The sequence below is a fragment of the Orrella dioscoreae genome, from assembly GCF_900089455.2.
Taxonomy (GTDB): domain Bacteria; phylum Pseudomonadota; class Gammaproteobacteria; order Burkholderiales; family Burkholderiaceae_B; genus Orrella; species Orrella dioscoreae.
This window is the reverse complement of record NZ_LT907988.1, coordinates 3,711,494-3,729,465: the sequence shown is the minus strand read 5'-3', so window position 1 is coordinate 3,729,465 and position 17,972 is coordinate 3,711,494. Positions and strand designations below refer to the sequence as shown.

21 protein-coding genes are annotated in these 17,972 nt (G+C 68.3%); 8 read left to right on the top strand and 13 right to left on the bottom strand.

The window, feature by feature from the left end:
- Nucleotides 1–3: 3 nt before the first annotated feature.
- Nucleotides 4–234 carry a type II toxin-antitoxin system VapB family antitoxin gene (gene vapB / locus ODI_RS17270; protein WP_067750012.1) on the bottom strand — a complete coding sequence of 77 codons (231 nt, stop codon included), beginning with the start codon at nt 232–234 and terminating at the stop codon, nt 4–6.
- Between the two features lie 260 nt (nt 235–494).
- Here vapB and ODI_RS17265 point away from each other — a divergent pair, with 260 nt between their 5' ends.
- Nucleotides 495–878, top strand: coding sequence for a multidrug/biocide efflux PACE transporter (locus ODI_RS17265; RefSeq protein WP_408635953.1), 384 nt, complete (start codon nt 495–497; stop codon nt 876–878).
- On the opposite strand, the gene ODI_RS17260 is transcribed toward ODI_RS17265, so the two are convergent.
- Complete coding sequence (locus ODI_RS17260; RefSeq protein ID WP_067750014.1) at nt 863–1,750, bottom strand: LysR family transcriptional regulator; 888 nt, start codon at nt 1,748–1,750, stop codon at nt 863–865. The two genes, ODI_RS17265 and ODI_RS17260, sit on opposite strands and share 16 nt — an antisense overlap.
- Before the next feature lie 113 nt (nt 1,751–1,863).
- On the opposite strand from ODI_RS17260, the gene ODI_RS17255 reads away from it, so the two are divergent.
- From ODI_RS17255 to ypfH (ODI_RS17245), 3 genes are all read left to right on the top strand, one after another.
- The gene (locus ODI_RS17255) at nt 1,864–2,271 is read left to right on the top strand and encodes a CidA/LrgA family protein (protein ID WP_067750016.1); all 408 of its coding nucleotides are present in this window, start codon (nt 1,864–1,866) and stop codon (nt 2,269–2,271) included.
- Nucleotides 2,261–2,950, top strand: coding sequence for an LrgB family protein (locus ODI_RS17250; RefSeq protein WP_067750022.1), 690 nt, complete (start codon nt 2,261–2,263; stop codon nt 2,948–2,950). The genes ODI_RS17255 and ODI_RS17250 overlap by 11 nt, the downstream gene beginning before the upstream one ends.
- 130 nt (nt 2,951–3,080) lie before the next feature.
- Entirely contained in the window at nt 3,081–3,752 is a 672-nt protein-coding gene (gene ypfH, locus ODI_RS17245) for an esterase (RefSeq protein WP_067750025.1), read from the top strand.
- On the opposite strand, the gene ODI_RS17240 is transcribed toward ypfH (ODI_RS17245), so the two are convergent.
- The 5 genes from ODI_RS17240 to ODI_RS17220 all read right to left on the bottom strand — a co-directional run bounded on the left by ODI_RS17240 (nt 3,749) and on the right by ODI_RS17220 (nt 7,290).
- Nucleotides 3,749–4,648 (bottom strand): alpha/beta hydrolase, encoded by a 900-nt coding sequence (locus ODI_RS17240; protein WP_067750027.1) that lies wholly within the window; start codon nt 4,646–4,648, stop codon nt 3,749–3,751. The genes ypfH (ODI_RS17245) and ODI_RS17240 overlap by 4 nt on opposite strands.
- 69 nt (nt 4,649–4,717) lie before the next feature.
- Nucleotides 4,718–5,290, bottom strand: coding sequence for a GNAT family N-acetyltransferase (locus ODI_RS17235; protein ID WP_067750032.1), 573 nt, complete (start codon nt 5,288–5,290; stop codon nt 4,718–4,720).
- 114 nt (nt 5,291–5,404) lie between these two features.
- Entirely contained in the window at nt 5,405–5,623 is a 219-nt protein-coding gene (locus tag ODI_RS17230) for a hypothetical protein (RefSeq protein ID WP_067750037.1), read from the bottom strand.
- A 90-nt stretch (nt 5,624–5,713) separates the two neighbouring features.
- Complete coding sequence (locus ODI_RS17225) at nt 5,714–6,364, bottom strand: LysE family translocator (RefSeq protein ID WP_067750039.1); 651 nt, start codon at nt 6,362–6,364, stop codon at nt 5,714–5,716.
- Complete coding sequence (locus ODI_RS17220) at nt 6,361–7,290, bottom strand: DMT family transporter (protein ID WP_067750041.1); 930 nt, start codon at nt 7,288–7,290, stop codon at nt 6,361–6,363. The genes ODI_RS17225 and ODI_RS17220 overlap by 4 nt, the downstream gene beginning before the upstream one ends.
- 232 nt (nt 7,291–7,522) lie before the next feature.
- On the opposite strand from ODI_RS17220, the gene ODI_RS17215 reads away from it, so the two are divergent.
- The 4 genes from ODI_RS17215 (at nt 7,523) to ODI_RS17200 (ending at nt 10,775) form a co-directional block, all read left to right on the top strand.
- Nucleotides 7,523–8,917, top strand: coding sequence for an aminotransferase-like domain-containing protein (locus ODI_RS17215; protein WP_173719736.1), 1,395 nt, complete (start codon nt 7,523–7,525; stop codon nt 8,915–8,917).
- 188 nt (nt 8,918–9,105) lie between these two features.
- On the top strand, nt 9,106–9,729 hold the full coding sequence (gene ypfH / locus ODI_RS17210) for an esterase (RefSeq protein ID WP_067750045.1): 624 nt from the start codon (nt 9,106–9,108) through the stop codon (nt 9,727–9,729).
- A gap of 132 nt (nt 9,730–9,861) precedes the next feature.
- The gene (locus ODI_RS17205; RefSeq protein ID WP_067750047.1) at nt 9,862–10,206 is read left to right on the top strand and encodes a TIGR01244 family sulfur transferase; all 345 of its coding nucleotides are present in this window, start codon (nt 9,862–9,864) and stop codon (nt 10,204–10,206) included.
- A 107-nt stretch (nt 10,207–10,313) separates the two neighbouring features.
- The gene (locus ODI_RS17200; protein ID WP_067750049.1) at nt 10,314–10,775 is read left to right on the top strand and encodes a universal stress protein; all 462 of its coding nucleotides are present in this window, start codon (nt 10,314–10,316) and stop codon (nt 10,773–10,775) included.
- Nucleotides 10,776–10,880: 105 nt separating this feature from the next.
- On the opposite strand, the gene ODI_RS17195 is transcribed toward ODI_RS17200, so the two are convergent.
- From ODI_RS17195 to fdhF, 6 genes are all read right to left on the bottom strand, one after another.
- Nucleotides 10,881–11,324, bottom strand: a complete 444-nt coding sequence (locus tag ODI_RS17195; RefSeq protein WP_067750051.1) for a GNAT family N-acetyltransferase — start codon at nt 11,322–11,324, stop codon at nt 10,881–10,883.
- On the bottom strand, nt 11,321–11,959 hold the full coding sequence (locus ODI_RS17190; protein ID WP_067750053.1) for an FMN-binding negative transcriptional regulator: 639 nt from the start codon (nt 11,957–11,959) through the stop codon (nt 11,321–11,323). Before ODI_RS17190 ends, ODI_RS17195 begins: the two co-directional genes overlap by 4 nt.
- 118 nt (nt 11,960–12,077) lie before the next feature.
- Nucleotides 12,078–13,745, bottom strand: coding sequence for an OFA family MFS transporter (locus tag ODI_RS17185; protein WP_067750055.1), 1,668 nt, complete (start codon nt 13,743–13,745; stop codon nt 12,078–12,080).
- A gap of 127 nt (nt 13,746–13,872) precedes the next feature.
- Complete coding sequence (locus ODI_RS17180) at nt 13,873–14,121, bottom strand: formate dehydrogenase subunit delta (protein WP_067750057.1); 249 nt, start codon at nt 14,119–14,121, stop codon at nt 13,873–13,875.
- A gap of 41 nt (nt 14,122–14,162) precedes the next feature.
- Nucleotides 14,163–15,026, bottom strand: a complete 864-nt coding sequence (gene fdhD / locus ODI_RS17175; protein WP_082985154.1) for a formate dehydrogenase accessory sulfurtransferase FdhD — start codon at nt 15,024–15,026, stop codon at nt 14,163–14,165.
- A 21-nt stretch (nt 15,027–15,047) separates the two neighbouring features.
- Nucleotides 15,048–17,924, bottom strand: coding sequence for a formate dehydrogenase subunit alpha (gene fdhF, locus ODI_RS17170; protein WP_067750061.1), 2,877 nt, complete (start codon nt 17,922–17,924; stop codon nt 15,048–15,050).
- Between the last annotated feature and the right edge of the window lie 48 nt (nt 17,925–17,972).

Sequence of the window (17,972 nt, the reverse complement as noted above, 5' to 3'; positions counted from 1 at the left end):
GCATCACCAGGTCTCCCGGTGCTGATCCGCGGGCTGGTCTCGGGTATCCATGAAGTCGGCACTGGCACCTTCCGCCTGGAACCAACTGTCCCAGGCTTCGCCGGCGGGCGCCAGGATGCGGGTACGCCCGATGCTGAGGATATCTACGCGTGTGACGCCTTCGGGCATGGCCGCTGCCTTGGGCAGTCGGACGGCCTGGCTTCGGTTGCTTTTGAAGATGGCACCTTGTTCCATGGCGGCCTCGTGTTGGGATATGTTGTTGGCATATACATTTTAGCGGTCGTGTCTTGCGGGTCAATGCGCTGACCCTATAAATGGCCATCGCGGCTTGTCCTCATTTATCAATCGGCCATCCCGATGGATTCTATCTTTTAAATGCCGGAATTTCCGAACACAATGGCACCCGTTGTCCTTAACCCCGTACCGAGGTCGTTGTGACTGTCCCGAAGAAATCCCTCGCCGAACGCGTCCTGCACGCGGCGCTGTTCGAGATCATGGCCGTGGCGCTGTGTGCGCCCACGCTCGCCTGGCTGATGGGCAAGCCCCTGCTCAGCATGGGCATCCTGACCGGCGCCATCTCGCTGGTGGCGATGGCGTGGAACATGATCTACAACGCGGCCTTCGAGCGCGTGGAGCGCGCGCGCGGCTGGGTGCGCAACACGGGCCTGCGCGTGGCGCATGCGCTGGGTTTCGAGGCGGGGCTGATCCTGGCCATCGTGCCGATGGCGGCCTGGTGGCTGTCGATCTCGCTGTGGGAAGCCTTCCTGCTGGACATCGGCCTGCTGCTGTTCTTCCTGCCCTATACCTATCTGTACAACCTGGGCTATGACCGGGCGCGCGCCGCGTATTGGCGCAACCGCGGCTACAGCGGCGCGTAGGTCTCCTGCGTCAACGAGAGCCAGGCGAGCGCGGCGTGCGACAGATAGCCGCCCGCCCGCCAGATCAGCACCATGTGCCACACCGTGTCGGCTTCCTCCAGCGGCACATAGGTCACCCCTGGATAGGCATGCTGCGCGGCCAGCATGCGGGGAAGAAAGGCCACGCCCATGTGCGCGGCCACCAGCGCGATGATGAAGTCGATCTGTCCGCTGCGGGCGGCCACCGAGGGCTCGAAGCCCGCGCGCTGGCAGGACTCCAGGATGATCGGGTTCAGCGCGAAACCGCTGTCGAACAGGATGAAGGGCGTGTCGGCCAGTTCCTTCATGGCGATGCCGTTGCGGCTTGCCAGCGGATGATCCTGGGCCAGCGCCACCATCAGCGGTTCACGGCTGACGGGCTGCCACTCGAACTGCGGCGGCACCGGCATCAGCGAGGCTGCCAGCTCGATCTCCCCCGTGCCCAGCATGTCTTCCAGGCGCTTGCTGCCGTGCTCCACCAGGCGGATGTCGATATTGGGGAATCGGCTGCGATAGGTGGCGAACAGGGGCGCGAACAGCACGCTGCTGCCCAGCGGCGGCAGGCCCAGCCGCAGTTCTCCCCGCTTGAACCCGCGTAGCTCATCCAGCTCGGTGCGCAGATCGTCGCGTTCGGCCAACATGGTCAGCGCACGCCGGTAGACGATTTCGCCCGCGCTGGTCAGGCGCACGGCCTGGCCGGGCGCACGGTCCAGCAATTGGACGTCCAGCTCTTCCTCCAGGCTGCGCACGGCCTTGCTGATCGTGGGCTGGCTGGCGTGGATGGCCTTGGCGGCCTGGGAGAAACCGCCTTGGCGGACGACCTCGACGAAGGCCCTGAGGGTGCGAAGTTCCATAATGCGTTCCAGACTATTCCAATATCGAATCAGTGTAATTCTACTAATTCATTTTGAGTATGCTGCAAAGCAGCGTAAAAATAACACCCATAGAACAGATTCCGTGTGTATCCATGAAAACCCTCAGACACCTCTCGATCTCCAGCCGCCGGGCCCTGCGTCGCAGCCGCCTGCTGCAGATCGGTCTGCTTGCCGCCTTCTCGGTGGCCGGCGACGCGGTGGTGCGTCTGCTGGGCCTGCCCTTGCCGGGTGGCGTGGTGGGCATGGTGGCGGTGCTGGCGCTCCTGGCCAGCCGCCAGATGAAGCCGGGCATGCTGCGCGGCGGCTCGCGCCTGCTGCTGGCCGAAATGCTGCTGTTCTTCGTGCCGGCGGTGATGTCGCTGCTGGATCACGGTGAATTCCTGAGCCTGCTGGGCCTGAAACTGCTGCTGGTGATCGTGGTGGGCACGACGATGATCATGGGCGCCACGGCGCTGACCATCGATGCCTGCTACCGGTGGAGCTTGCGCCATGCGCACTGAACTGGCCTATGTGGCCTGGCCCGTCGCGACGGTGCTGGTCTACGTGGTCGCGCGCCATTTCTACCGGCGCGCACCGAGCTGGTGGAATTCCCCTCTGCTGCTGACGCCCGTCATCCTGCTGGCGATCGCCGGTGCGCTGCACACCCGTTATAGCGAATACATACAAGGCAGCCAATGGCTGCTGGCCATGATCGGGCCGGTCACGGTGGCCTTCGCGCTGCCGGTCTACGAGCAGCGCGCGCTCATCCGCCGCCACTGGCCCGCGCTGCTGGCGGGCGTCATTGCCGGCAGCACCATCGCTGCCTTCAGCAGCTGGTTGCTGGCCTCGTGGCTGAATCTGCCCTCGGACTTGCAACGCAGCCTGCTGCCGCGCTCCATCGCCACGCCGTTCGCCCTGCCGGTGTCCAGCCGCGTGGGCGGGGTGCCGGAATTGACGGCGGTGTTCGTGGTGCTGACAGGCTTGCTGGGCGCGGTGGTGGGGCAGGTGATGCGCAAGTGGCTGCCGCTGCGCTCTTCGCTGGCGCGTGGCGCCTTGCTGGGCATGGGCGCGCATGGCGTCGGCGTGGCGAAGGCGCGCGAATATGCGGCGGAAGAAGGCTCGATCGCGGGCCTCGTGATGATCCTGGCCGGCCTGGTGAACGTGTCGATCACCCCCATCGCGGTGATGCTCTTGCTGTAAGTCCTCACTTACATCGACAGGCCATTCAAGCGTAAAAGATTTTTGCAGAGCCCGCTGTCTGGGTAAGGTTGGGGCAGTCACGGGCGCGCGAGCCTGATATTCTGGGGCCATGTCATTGCGGAGCCCTGCCATGTCGGACGTCCCCCACACCCCCGTCATCGAACTGTTGCCCGAGCAGGGGCCCCCCAAGCAGCTGTTCATCCTGCTGCATGGCCTGGGCGCGTCCGCCTCGTCGATGCTGCCCCTGGCGGTGATCCTGCGCCAGCATTTCCCCGATGCCGCTGTCCTGATGCCCGAAGGGTTCCAGCCTTACGAAGGCGTGGGCCATGGCGGCCAATGGTTTTCCGTGCTGAACATGAAGGACGGCGAGCGCGCCGAGCGCGTGGGGCAAAGCCTGCCGCTGCTGGAAGATTTCGTGCGGCGCGCCCAGGCGCGCTTCGGCCTGTCGGGCGATGAAACCGCCATCGCCGGTTTCTCGCAGGGCGCCATCATGGCGCTGGAGCTGACGGTGGCCCATGATGGCCTGGTGGGCCGCGTGCTGGCGTTCTCGGGCCGCTTTGCCCAGTTGCCCAATCGGGCGCCCGAGCTGACCACGCTGCACCTCTTCCACGGCGAGGAAGACACCATCATGCCGGTGCAACTCGTGCGTGCGGGCTATACCCACCTGGCCGAGCGCCAGGCCGACGCGACGCTGGACGTGGCTTCAGAGGTTGGACATGTCCTGCATCCGGTGCTGATCGACCGGGCGGTGCATCGCCTGCAGACCTGCATTCCGTTGCGGGTCTGGAGGAAGGCCCTCTAGTCCTGGCTGGAGGACGCCGCCAGCGTCCCCTTGCGCATCGCCTGCCCGACATCCGTGACGAAATCCCGCACGGTCCGGTCGTATTCCGGACCCGACCGGCTGGCGCCCGAGTGCGAGGCGCCTTCCACCTTCAGCAGGCGGCGATAGCCGTCGGGCACCTGCCGCGCGGCGGCGTACAGGGCGTCGCTCATCTCGTGCGGCACCACGTTGTCGCCCGTGCCATGGATGAACAGCACCGGCAGTTTCAGCTGCGCGGCCTTGGCCAAGGAGTCGAAGGGTTGCGTCACCAGCAGGCCCAGCCCCGGGATCCAGCCCCAGCGCAGCGTGGCCAGCATGGCGTTGACGTTGGTGAAGCTGGATTCCACGATCACGCCGGCCAGTTCGGGCCGGTCTGCCTCGTTGACCGCGTTCATGGCGATGGCGCCGCCCAGGCTGTGGCCATAGACGAAGCGGCGCGAGGGATCGGGCTGCAGGCGGGCCAGTTCCGCCAGCGCCACGCTGGCGTCCTCGGTGGCCGTGGCCTCCGAAGGCAGGAGCGGCGTCGAGGCGCCAAAGCCCCGGTAATCGATGGCCAGCACGGCGTAGCCCAACTGCGCCCAGCGTTCGATCCGGAAGGCGCTGCCGTTCAGGTTCCAGCGCGCGCCATGCAGGTACAGCACGGTCGCGGCATTCGGGTTGGCGCTGGGCTGGTACCAGGCGCGCACCGTCTGGCCGTCGCCCACGGCCAGGTCATAGACGCGCGTCTGGGACGAGGGCTCGCGGTGCCAGCCGCGCGCATCGCTTTCAATCGAGAAGATGGCGCGCCGCTGCCAGGTGTCGAGCTGGTTGCAGCCCGCCACGCCGCCGGCAAGCAGGACACCGGCCAGCGTCAGTTTGCGCCAGCCGAGCAGGGACACGGGAAGGTTCAAGGGCGTGCGGGGCGGTGCGTGCCGCCCGGGGGAAGTTCGAGGAACGTAATCAGACCGTCACGAAGCGGTGGGGTTCCCTGGCGGCGTGCTGCCGCCCGGTCCCAGGGCGCGCTGCATGAGGACGGTGTCGACCCAGCGCCCCAGCTTGTAGCCGGTGTTGGGCTGGATCCCCGTCAGGGTGAAGCCCAGCCTGGTGTGCACCGCGATGGAGCCCTGGTTCTCGCTGTTGCCGATCACGGCGATCATCTGGCGCCAGGGGCCTTGTTCGCAGCGCTGGATCAGGGCGGCCAGCAGTGCGGCGCCCAGGCCCTGGCGGCCAGCGTCGTGCGCCAGGTAGATGGAGTCCTCGACCGTATAGCGGTAGGCCGGGCGGGGACGGTAGGCCGAGGCATAGGCGTAGCCGAGCACCTGGCCGTCACGGACGGCGACGAGGTAGGGCAGGCCCTGGCCCACGATGTTGTCGTGGCGCGTGCGCAACTCGGCGGCGTCGGGCGGGATTTCCTCGAAGGTGGCCAGCCCGTGCAGGACGTGATGGCGATAGATGTCCTGGATGGCGTCGAAGTCGGACGGCTGCGCGTCGCGGATGACGAAGGGCGCCGCGGCGGCGGCGGGACTGCTGGGCGAGTTCATGACGGCTCCGGAAACGTCCGCTGCAAGTAAGGGGCGCCTGGCGCCCGCTGCGGGATTGTGCCGGGTTTCGCGCTGGCGCGCAGGGACGCGCCAGCGCGAAAGGAAGTGATGGGGTCAATCCAGCCCGATGTCGCGCCGCATGTGCGGCGACAACTCGCGCAGGGCCTGCTCCTGCCGATTCACGGACAGCGGTGAGTCGACGGTATAGAGCCAGGCCTCATGCATCCTCGCGCGCAGTTTTCGCCACGCGCGCACGAAGACGCGGGCGCGGACGGGCGCAGCGGCGGGGGTGGCGGTGAGGACGGTCTGCTGCGCAATGGCGGCGGGGGACATGATGACGACTCCTTTCAGGGGGTTAATGGCGCGGCAACTGCCGCGCGGGGGGGACAATCGATGACGGGCATGACGGCGGCGTTCCTGGATTCAATGGACCAGTTCGCTGACCAGGGGCAGCAGGGACAGCACCAGCAGGACGGCCATGACGCCGTTGAAGACACGGACGGGGCCGGGCTTGCGCAACACATGGCGCAGCGCGCTGCCGAAAGCCGCCCACAGCACCACGCAGGGAAAATTCACCACGGCGCAGACGATGCCGGCCAGCAGCAGGCTGGCGATGAAGCCTTGCTGCGGCAGGTACGCCACCACGCCGATGGACATGATCCAGGCCTTGGGATTCACCCACTGGAAGGCCGCGGCCTGCAGGAAGGTGAAGGGACGCGAATCCGCGCGGCCCGTTTCCGGCGGACCGGAACGGGCGATGCGCCAGGCCAGGTAAAGCAGGTAGGCCGCGCCGGCCACGCGCAGCACGTCGTAGAGCACAGGCCATTGCGCGAACAGGGCCTGCATGCCGGCCCCGCACAGCAGCACCATTGCCATCCAGCCCAGCGTAATGCCCAGGACGTGCGGGAGGGTTCGGCGCAGGCCGAAGGTCAGTCCCGAGGCGGTGACCATCACGTTGTTGGGGCCGGGCGTGATGGACGAGACCAGCGCGAACAGCGCGATCGGGCCGAGCAGGGCGAAGGTGGCTTCCATCGTGACGGGGGCCGCGGCGGCGAAGGTGGGCAATGCGTTCATGGGCGGGAGGATCCTTGCGCGGCGCGGCGGCCGCAGGTAATGACGGCGACGACGGCGACGGCGAAGAACCAGGTGCTGGGCGGCACGTCCTCGCCGAAGCATGCGTCGGCGGCCACCACGCTGAGGAAGGGCTGCAGCAACTGCACCTGGCCGACGCGGGCGATGCCGCCGCTGGCCAGTCCGCGAAACCACGCGAAGAAGCCGAGGAACATGGAAAAGAACGCCAGGTAGGCGAAGGCGGCCAGCACACCCGGGGCGGGCAGTTCGCCCTGGGAGGCGGCCAGCCAGCTGACGGGCGCGGCCAGCACGGGGGCGCAGGCCACCAGCGTCCAGCAGATGGTGCGTGCGCCGCCCAGCGTGCGGGCCACGCGGGCGCCTTCGGCGTAGCCGAGGCCGCCCAGCACGACGGCAAGCGCCAGCCACAGGTCGCCGGTCTGCAGGCTGCCGTGGCCCTGGGCCAGGGCGAAGCCCGTGACCAGGACGGCGCCCGCCACGGCCCAGACCCAGAAGCCGCGCGCCGGGCGTTCGCCGGCGCGCCAGGCCGCGAACAGCGCGGTCGACAGCGGCAGCAGGCCGTTGAACACCGCGCCATGCGCGGCGGGCACGCTTTGCATCGCCAGCGTCGAGGCGAGCGGCCAGCCCACCACGATGCCGCAGGCCGACAGCGCGATGCCGCGCCATTCGGCGTGCGTGGGCTTGCGGCTGCCGGTGGCGATCAGCCACAAGGCGGCGGGCAGGGCCGCCAGCAGCGCGCGCCCCAGGCCCACCAGCAGCGGGTCCATGTGAGCGACCACCAGCCGGGTCATCGGCAGCGTCAGCGAAAAAATGGCGACGCCCAACAGTCCGTAGCCATAGCCAGCCCACAGGGCGGATGGGGGCGCCCCCGAGGTGGCGGGCGCTGGCGTGGCGGATGGGGCGGCGGGCATGACGGGTCCTGGATGCTGGGAGGGGACACCGGCCTCTGTCTTCCGGCGCCGTGTCGGCATATCCGGGGACGGGGCTTGTGAGGCGTCCGGGTCCATGTCACTCTACGCCTGCGTAGCAGTACAGTACCGGTACACTTCGCCTGTTCAATTCCATCACTGGCCTGGTCAGATTCCCATGACAGTTGCATCCGAGACTTCCCTGGCCTCCCAGAATGCGCCGCTCTGGCGGCCCTTGCGCGACGCCGACGCCACCCTGGTCGACCAGATCGCCGACCAGTTGGCGCGGCGCATCGAGGACCAAGGCCTGCGCCCAGGGACGCGCCTGCCGTCCATCCGCGAGATGGCCACCCACCTGGAGGTCAGTCGTTTCACCATGGTCGAGGCCTACGACCGGCTGGTGGCGCGTGGCCTGGCGTCATCGCGGCGCGGGGCCGGCTTCTTCGTGAGCGCGCGCAGCGGCCAGGCGCTGGCGCCCCAGGCGGACGACGCCCTGGCCGCGCCCGCGCGCATCGACGTGAACTGGTTGCTGCGCTCGATGTTCCAAAGCGTGCCTGGCCGGGGCGGCATGCCCGGCAGCACGGGACTTCTGCCGCCGCAGTGGCTGGATGAGGAAATGGTCAACGCCGCCGTGCGCGCGGTGGGGCGCACCTTGCAGGCGAGCCTGCTGTCCTACGGCGCGCCGCAAGGCTATCTGCCGCTGCGCCAGCAGGTTGCAGCCACCCTGCAGGCCGCCGACGTGCCGGCGCATCCCGAGCGCAACCTGCTCACCACCTGCGGCGTGACACACGCGCTGGACCTGGTGGCGCGCCATCTGGTCCGCCCCGGCGATGCCGTGCTGGTCGAGGATCCTGCCTGGTTCGTGATCTTCGGCCGGCTGGAGGCCTTTGGCGCCCGCCTGCTGCCGGTGCCGCGCGGGCCATCCGGCCCGGATATCGCGCAACTGGATGCCCTGGCGGCCCAGCACAAGCCCAAGCTCTTCATCATCAATTCGGCCGTGCACAACCCCACCGGCCACACGCTGTCGGCGGGCGCGGCCTATGACGTGCTGCGCCTGGCCGAGAAGCACGACTTCATGATCGTCGAGGACGACACCTATGGCGATCTGCATCCTGGCAATCCCATCAGGCTCGCCACGCTGGACCGGCTGAACCGCGTCATCCTGGTGGGCGGCTACGCCAAGATGCTGGCTGCCAGCCTGCGGGTGGGCTATATCGCGGCTTCCCCGGAATTGCTGCGCAAGCTGACCGACCTGAAGATGCTGGGCGGGCTGACGTCGCCGGAGCTGGGCGAACGTGTCGTCCATCGGGTCCTGGCGGGAGGGCAGTACCGGCGCCATGCCGACCGGGTACGCGCGCGCGTGGACGAGGCGCGCGCCCGGTGCATCAAGGCCTTGGGCAAGCTGGGCGTGACCGTGCCGGCGGAGCCGTACGGCGGCATGTTCGTGTGGGGAGACTGCGGGCGGGACACCGAATCGGTGGCGCGGGCCGCCGCCGCGCAGGGCCTGCTGCTGGCGCCGGGCGTGCTGTTCTCGCCGGTGCAGGCGCCCAGCACCATGATGCGATTCTCGGTCGCCTTGATGGACAACCGGGCGGCCTGGCCGGTGCTGACGTCGGTGTTGGCGCGGTGAGGGGCGTGCGGCCCGGCAGATGGCACGCGTCGGGGCGGCACAGGAGTAACATCCCACTGTTCTTTGATCTGGAATGCTCCATGCCCAATCAGCCCCTTAATTGCTGAAGCGGCGCGCCGTAAATTGCCGATCGGGCCGGGCCTTCATACTGGCCGCGCGCCTCGTCCCTTGCTTCAGGAATTTCCCCCATGTCCCGCCTTGAGTCCATCGTCGTCCAGCAACCTGCCGGCGACCTGTCCCGTCTCGTCCTCCTCATGCACGGCGTCGGTTCCGTGCCGCAATCCATGCTGGGCGTGGCGGACTGGTTCGCGCGCCGCGATCCGCGCGCGCTGGTTGTCAGCGTCGCCTCGCCCGAGGCGTCCGATCTCTCGCCGGGTGGCCTGCAATGGTTCTCGGTCCGGGGCGTCACGGAAGAGAACCGCCAGGCGCGCGTGGATGCCGCCATGCCGGGCTTCACGGCGACGGTGGACCGCTGGCGCCGGGCAGCCGGCGTGTCGGTGGCCGATACGCTGATCGCCGGGTTCTCGCAGGGCGCCATCATGGCGCTGGAGTCGACCAAGCTGGACGATGCGCCCGCCGGCGACGTGGTGGCCTTCGCCGGCCGCTATGCCAGCCTGCCGACGCGGCGGCCGACCGCCAACGTCCATCTGCTGCACGGCGACGCGGATGCCGTCATGCCGGTCGCGGGTGCGCAGGCCGCGCAGGATCGCCTGGAATCGCTGGGGGCGACGGTCAGCCTGGACATCGTGCCGGGCGTGGGCCATGAACCGGCGCCCTCGCTGCTGGCCAGGCTGGGCGCGCGCCTGGCCTGAGCGGGCAAGAAAGCCGCAAGGCCCCTCCAAGGCGGAAAAGCAAGCAAACGTGGCGGAAGGTGCGGCCTGGCGCGGCTCTGCCTATACTTGCGGCTAGCTCGACCGTAGCGTCACCCATAAGGAGAACACCGCATGTCCGTACCCATCAATCGCCTCACCCAGGATTTCGCGGTCGCCCCCCAGCTTGCGCCCGAAGACATGGCCGCTGTCGCGGCCGCGGGATACCGCAGCGTCATCATCAACCGTCCTGACTTCGAAGGCGGTCCCGACCAGCCCGCCGCGGCGGACGTGCTGGAGGCCGCCGAGGCCGCCGGCCTGCAGGCGCGCTACCAGCCGGTGGTGAGCGGCGCCATGACGCAAGGCGACGTCGCGCAGTTCTCGGCCCTGCTGAAGGACCTGCCCGCGCCGGTGCTGGCCTATTGCCGCTCGGGCACGCGCTGTACCGTGCTGTTCCGCGCGGCCACGGGCCAAGGCTGACCCCGCGGAACTGCCATGATTGCGCATTCCGCGCCTTGCTCGAGCGCAAACCGCGGGACGGGCTTTTCAACTAGCATCGAGATATACCCTCTACAGGAGCTGGCACCATGTTCAAGAAAATCCTGATTCCCACCGACGGTTCCCCGCTGTCGTCGCAGGCCGCCAACGCCGGCATCACCTTCGCGCGCTCCATTGGCGCCGAAGTGGTGGCGCTGTACGTCACGCAGCCCTTTGCCGCGACCATCGGTTTCGACGGCATGGCTGCCGCCTATGCGATCACCGACGAGTCCTACGAACAGGCCGCGGCCGAGCAGGCGGGCAAGTACCTCGACGCCGTGATGCACCGCGCCGAGACCGCCGGCGTGAAGAGCACCCGCGTGTCCGTGTCGAACTTCAACGTGGCCGACGGCATCGTCCAGGCTGCCGGCGACAACGGCTGCGACCTGATCTTCATCGGCAGCCACGGCCGCAGCGGCCTGTCGCGCCTGCTGCTGGGCAGCGTCACCGCCAAGGTGCTGTCGCTGGCCCACACCGGTGTGCTGGTCTACCGCGTGAAGGAAGACAAGTAAGGCCAAGGGCGCCCCGGCCGGCTTCCGGCCAGGGCGTCATGCCAGCAGGACCAGGCCCGGGCCGCAAGGCGCCGGGCTTTTTCATGCTTGCGTGCAGTCCGTCCTTCATGCGGCTGGCGTGCGCCGCTTCTCCAAACGCACGTCGGTGCCCGCCAGTGTGCGCGTGGCCTGCCAGCCTCGCCGCTGATAGAACGGGCTGGCCTGGCTGCGGCTGTCCGTCTCCAGCCACAGCACCGCGTGTCGGCTGAAGAGAAACGCTTCGGCCTTGCGCAGCAGCAGCGAGCCTAGGCCTTGGCCCTCCCACTCGGGCCGCACGAACAGCGCGAAGACGCCGCCTGTGTCGGCATCGGCCATGGCGAAGCCGACAATGCGCGCACCGGCCTGCGCCACCCAGGCGCAAGGTTCGGCGGCGATCATGTCGGCGACGGAATTCTCCGTGATGCCCAACGCCGCCAGTTCCTCGATCGACAGAGGATTTTCCCGCACCGAGCCACGCACGTCGAAGATATCGGCGATGTCGGCCTGCTGCGCCACCCGGATCCGGATCACGACGGCGCGCCTGCGTCGCGCATGGCTTGCGCCAGGGCGGTCTCGCCACGCGCCGCCAACCCCTGCACCACGCCATTGCGGTCGGCGTCGGCCTTGTTCTGGTTGAGCTTCGACACGCCGACCAGGCGGTCGATTTCGACGTCGAGACAGACGAGTCCTTTCAGATGCTGGGACAGGTAGTCTGGCGGCGCGTCGCCCATCTTCCAGGGGGGCGACTGCTGCGAGCGGGTCTCGTGTTCGCGCGTCAGCCGGGCCAGCAGGCCGCGCGCATGGCGTTCGTCGTCGCGGATGCGCAGGCGGCCATGGGCGTGCACGACCTGGTAGTTCCAGGTGGGCACCTGCCGGTGCGTCTCATGCTTGCTGGGATACCAGTTGGGCGACACGTAGCCTTGCGGGCCCGAGAAGACGACCAGCACGGCTTCGCCGTCGGCATGCTGCTGCCACAGGGGGTTGGCGCGCGCGATGTGGGTCAGCAGCGTGCCTTGTGGGCCCTGGTCCGCGGCCAGCAGGAAAGGAACGTGCGTGGCGTCCAGGCCCTGGGCGCCGTGGGTGACCAATGTGCCGAAGGGGTGCGCGGCGATCAGGCCGTGGAGCGCGGCGGTATCGGTCTCGGCGAAGGCGGCGGGAATGTACATGGGACGGCGCTCTTTATTGTCATAGGACAAAATGAAGCATAGCGCCGCAAGCGTGCATCCCGCAATGGAAAACGCCGCCCCGGAGAGCGGCGTTCCCGCGTGGACCGCGCGTGGCGTATCAGTGGAACAACACGGCGGTCTTCTGCAGCGTGACCCAGATGCCCCAGGCCAGGGGAATGCCCACGGCGGCCCAGGCAAACAGCACCAGGGCCATCGGCGTGCGATAGGTCGAGCTGCCGCTGCCGCGCACTTCCGAGGCCACGGCGCGTTCGTGCGCCAGGGCCTTCTCACGGGCCAGTTCCTCGTCGGTCATGAAGTGCTTGGGGTTGACCGGGCGGATGGCCAGGTTGCACAGGAAACCCAGCACCAGCATGCCGGCCAGGATGTACATGGTGATGTCGTAGACCTGCGCGCGCGGCACGCCGATGGACAGCTGGTACTCGCGGATGTAGTTGACCAGCACCGGGCCGAAGATGCCCGCCGCCGACCATGCCGTGAGCAGCCGCCCGTGGATGGCGCCCACCATCTGCGTGCCGAACAGGTCGGCCAGGTAGGCAGGCACCGTGGCGAAGCCGCCGCCGTACATGGACAGGATGATGCCGAAGGCGCCCACGAAGAGCGCGAGCTGGCCCATCTGGCCGGTCCAGGGAATCGACGCGTACAACACGATGCCCAGCGCGAAGAAGATGGCATAGGTCATCTTGCGGCCGAGCTTGTCCGACAGGCTGGCCCAGAAGAAACGGCCACCGATGTTGAACAGGCTGAGCAGGCCGGTGAAGCCCGCCGCGATGGCCGCGATGGCGGCCAGCTGCCCCTTGTCCAGGTCCGTGAAGCCCAGTTGCGGCTGGTCGATCAGGCGGCCGGCGAACACTTCCTGCAGCAGCGGCGACGCCATGCCCAGGATGCCGATGCCCGCCGTCACGTTCAGGCACAGCACGCCCCAGACCAGCCAGAACTGGGGAATGCCCCAGACGCGCTTCACGTGCACGTGGCCCTTGGTGATCATGGCGTTGTTGACCTGCGAGGCCGGCGGCGTCCAGCCTTCGGGCTTCCAGCCGGTGGGCGGCACGCGGTAGCCCATGGCGCCGGACATCATGAACACGAAGTAGATGATGGCCATGGCCAGGAAGGTCTGCCAGACGCCGACCGAGTCGGGCGTGGCGAAGTGGCGCATCAGCACGTCGGCCAGCGGCGCGCCGATCATGGCGCCGCCGCCGAAGCCCATGATGGCCATGCCGGTGGCCATGCCCCGCTTGTCGGGGAACCATTTGATGAGCGTACTGACCGGTGAGATATAGCCCAGCCCGAGCCCGATGCCCCCGATGACCCCCGATCCGAGCCACAGCATCCACATCTGGTGCAGATAGACGCCCAGCGCGGAAATCAGCAGGCCGCCGCACCAGCACACCGCCGACACGACGCCGGCCTTGCGCGGGCCGGCGCGTTCCAGCCAGCCGCCCCACAGGGCCGCCGAGCAGCCCAGCAGCACGAAGAAGAGCGTGTACATCCACCCCATCGTGGAGATCTTCCAGTCGCAGGACGTGGTGAAGAGCTCGGCCACGAGGCTCATGTCGGCCGGGCAGGCCAGCGGCGCCGCGCCGCCCACGGCCTTGGACAGCGGCAGCCAGAACACGGAAAAGCCATAGGCCATGCCGATGCAAAGGTGGATGGCGAGGGCGGCTGGCGGCACCAGCCAGCGGTTGAAGCCCGGTCCTGCGATGGTTCTTTCCTTGTCCAGGAAGCCCGCCGACGGCGGGATCCCCAGGGTACTGGTCGCTGTGTTCATGCTGTCTCCTCGGACGTATCGTGTACCGATGTCTGATTTTGTGTTGTCACTGCGGGTGTTGCCAGGAAAGCGAGCGTCGCCTGGGGGCGGCGCGGGTGGAAACGGGGAAGGCCATGGTCGCGCCGGCTCAGGCCGCGGGCCGCAGGCGCTCGAGGTTGTCGGTGATAGCGCGGTGGACGTTCTCGCGCAGTTGCACGTCGCCGTCGCGGCCGTCGGGGTGGGAGGCCAGGAAATCCAGCAGGGCGTGGCGCATGCGCGGCTCCCAGAACTTCTGGATGTGGTTGGTGATGCCCTCCTGGGCCTCCGCCTGGTCGGGCATGGCGCCGAAGAAATCGCCGATGCGGTTGGCCATGCGGATCAGGTTGGGGATATCCATGCTGCTGTCTCCGGCGGTGTCGTTGTTGTGGGTGTGTGGATTCAGGGCGCCAGGCGCACGCGTTCCGGATGGGCATACACCGTGCAGTCGGCGTCACGCAGGAAGCCGACCAGCGTCAGGCCCGCGTCCTCGGCCAGCCGCGCGGCCAGCGCCGTGGGGGCGGACACCGCGGCCAGCAAGGGGGCGCCCGACCAGGCGGCCTTCTGCACCATCTCGAAACTGGCCCGGCTGGACACCACGATGAAGCCTGCCGAGGCCGCCATGCCTGCGCGGGCCAGGCCGCCCACCAGCTTGTCCAGCGCGTTGTGGCGGCCCACGTCTTCGCGCACCAGGCGCACGTTGCCCTGGGCGTCGGCCCAGGCGGCGGCATGGGTGGCGCCGGTGATCTCGTGCAGCGCCTGGCGTGCGCGCATGGCGCGTTGGGCCGCGCGCACGGCCTCCAGCGAAATGGGCTGGCCCGCGGACACGGGCCGCACGGACCGCAGCACCTCGGGCAGGGTCTCCACGCCGCACAGGCCGCAGCCGGTGCGCCCCGCCATGGCCCGGCGCCGGTCCTTCAGGCGCGCGAAGCTGGCGCTGGAGACTTCCAGCGCGACGACCACGCCGCCGCTTTCCTCGCGCAGGCTCAGGTCGCGCACGTCCTGAAGGCTGTCGACGATGCCCTCGGTCAGCGAAAAGCCGAGCGCGAAGTCTTCCAGGTCGGCGGGCGTGGCCAGCAGCGTGGCGTGGCTGATGCCGTTGTATTCCAGCGCGACGGGGGTTTCCTCGGCCAGCGTGTCCGTCAGCGTCTCGCGCACCGCCACGCCGCCCCGGATCCGCAGGACGGGCAGGGTGGCGTGGGTGGCAAGGGCGTGCGTCTCGTTGGCGTCGAGTACGTCGGGCGTGCCGGTGGCGGCGCTGGGCATGGGGGCGAGGTCCTGGTGGGCTTACTTCCCGGCGGGCACGACGTCGGACTCGCGGGCCCGTTCGCGCAACAGCTTCTGCTGGATGTCGGTGAAGCGGGACCACTTGCGCTGCCAATCGGAAGGCTGCGACACGCGCATGACCTGCACGGCCGTGACCTTGTATTCGGGGCAGTTGGTCGCCCAGTCGGAGCTGTCCGTGGTGACCACGTTGGCGCCGGACTCGGGAAAATGGAAGGTGGTGTATACCACGCCCGGTTGCACCCGATCCGTCAGGGTCGCGCGCAGCACGGTCTCGCCCGAGCGGCTTTGCACGCCGACCCAATCGCCTTCCGCCACGCCGCGGTCCTCGGCATCCTGCGGGTGGATTTCCAGCACGTCCTCGGCATGCCACATGACGTTGGGCGTGCGCCGCGTCTGCGCGCCCACGTTGTATTGGGACAGGATGCGCCCGGTGGTGAGCAGCAGCGGGAACTTGCGGGTGGAGCGCTCGTCCGAGGGCACGTACTGCGTGACCAGGAAGCGGCCCTTGCCGCGCACGAAGGCGTCCACGTGCATGATGGGCGTGCCTTCGGGGGCCGCGTCATTGCAGGGCCACTGGATGCTGCCCATTTTTTCCAGCTTGGCGTAGGACACGCCGGTGAAGGTCGGGGTCAGCCGCGCGATCTCGTCCATGATTTCGCTGGGATGGGTGTAGTTCATGGGATAACCCAGCGCGTTGGACAGCGCCATCGTCACTTCCCAGTCGGCCAGGCCGTTGCGCGGCTCCATGACCTTGCGCACGCGCGAGATGCGCCGTTCCGCGTTGGTGAAGGTGCCGTCCTTTTCCAGGAAGGACGAACCCGGCAGGAAGACGTGGGCGTACTTCGCGGTTTCGTTCAGGAACAGGTCCTGCACCACGATGCACTCCATGGCCGACAGCGCCGCGGCCACGTGCTGGGTGTTGGGGTCGGACTGCACGATGTCCTCGCCCTGGCAGTACAGGCCCTTGAAGGTCCCGCCCAGCGCGGCGTCGAACATGTTGGGGATGCGCAGGCCCGGCTCGGGTTGCAGCGTGACGTTCCAGGCTTCCTCGAACTGCTTGCGCACCACGTTGTCGGAAATGTGGCGGTAGCCCGGCAGTTCGTGCGGGAACGAGCCCATGTCGCAGGAGCCCTGCACGTTGTTCTGGCCGCGCAGCGGGTTCACGCCCACGCCTTCGCGGCCGACGTTGCCGGTGGCCATGGCCAGGTTGGCGATGGCCATGACGGTGGTGGAGCCCTGGCTGTGCTCGGTCACGCCCAGGCCGTAATAGATGGCGCCGTTGCCCTGGGTGGCGAAGAGCCGCGCGGCGCCGCGCACCGCCTGGGCCGGCACGCCCGTGACTTCGGCGCTGGCTTCGGGGGAATTCTCGGCGCGCGAGACGAACTCGCGCCATTCGTTGAAGGACTTGGGGTCGCAGCGCTCGGCCACGTAGGCCTCGTCGATCAGGCCCTCGGTGGCGATGACGTGCGCCAGCGCGGTCAGCAGCGCCACGTTGGTGCCTGGCCGCACTTGCAGGTGGTAGTCGGCCTTGATGTGCGGCGAGCTGACCAGTTCGATGCGGCGCGGGTCGATGACGATGAGGCGCGCGCCCTGGCGCAGGCGCTTCTTCAGGCGCGAGGCGAACACCGGGTGGCCGCTGCTGGGGTTGGCGCCCATGACGATGACCACGTCGGTCTTCATGACCGAGTCGAAGGTCTGCGTGCCGGCGGATTCGCCCAGCGTCTGCTTCAGGCCATAGCCGGTGGGCGAGTGGCAGACCCGCGCGCAGGTGTCGACGTTGTTGGTGTTGAAGGCGGCGCGGATCAGCTTCTGCACCAGCCAGGTTTCCTCGTTGGTGCAGCGCGAGGAGGTGATGCCGCCCACGGCGTCGCGGCCATAGCGGCCCTGGATGCGGCGGAACTCGCTGGCGGCGTACTGGATGGCCTCTTCCCACGACACTTCGCGCCACGGGTCGGAGATGTTCTTGCGGATCATGGGGTTCAGCACGCGTTCCTTGTGCGTGGTGTAGCCCCAGGCGAATCGTCCCTTCACGCAGGAGTGGCCGCGATTGGCCTTGCCGTCCTTCCACGGCGTCATGCGCACGACTTCCTGGCCCTTCATCTCGGCCTTGAAGCCGCAGCCCACGCCGCAATAGGCGCAGGTGGTGAGCACGGCGTGTTCGGCCTGGCCCAGTTCGATGACGGATTTTTCCTGCAGCGTCGACGTCGGACAGGCCTGCACGCAGGCGCCGCAGGACACGCATTCGCTTTGCAGGAAGGGCTCGTCCTGGCCCGGCGAGACGCGCGAGCCGAAGCCGCGGCCCGAGATCGTCAGCGCGAAGGTGCCCTGGGTTTCCTCGCAGGCGCGCACGCAGCGGTTGCAGACGATGCACTTGGTGTCGTCGTAGCTGAAATACGGATTGGAGTCATCGACCGTGCTGGTCAGGTGGTTGGCGCCTTCGTAGCCATAGCGCACGTTGCGCAGGCCCACGACGCCGGCCATGTCCTGCAGCTCGCAGTCGCCGTTGGCCGGGCAGGTCAGGCAGTCCAGCGGATGGTCCGAGATGTACAGCTCCATGACGCCGCGGCGCAGCGCGTGCAGCTTGGCGTTCTCGGTGACCACTTCCATGCCTTCCTCGGCCGGGGTGGTACAGGACGCCGGATAGCCGCGGCGGCCTTCGATCTGCACCAGGCACAGGCGGCAGGAGCCGAAGGCGTCCAGGCTGTCGGTGGCGCATAGCTTGGGAATGTTGATGCCGGCCAGCGCGGCCGCGCGCATCACCGACGTGCCTTCGGGCACGGTGATGGCCTGGCCGTCGATGATCAGCGTGACGGTGTTGGCGGACTCCGCCTCGGGGGTGCCGAGATCGCGTTCGCGCTTGATGACGGTTTCCAGCATGGTTGTCTCCTTGCCGGCCTTTCCTGGCCCGGACGGTATGGATGGGGG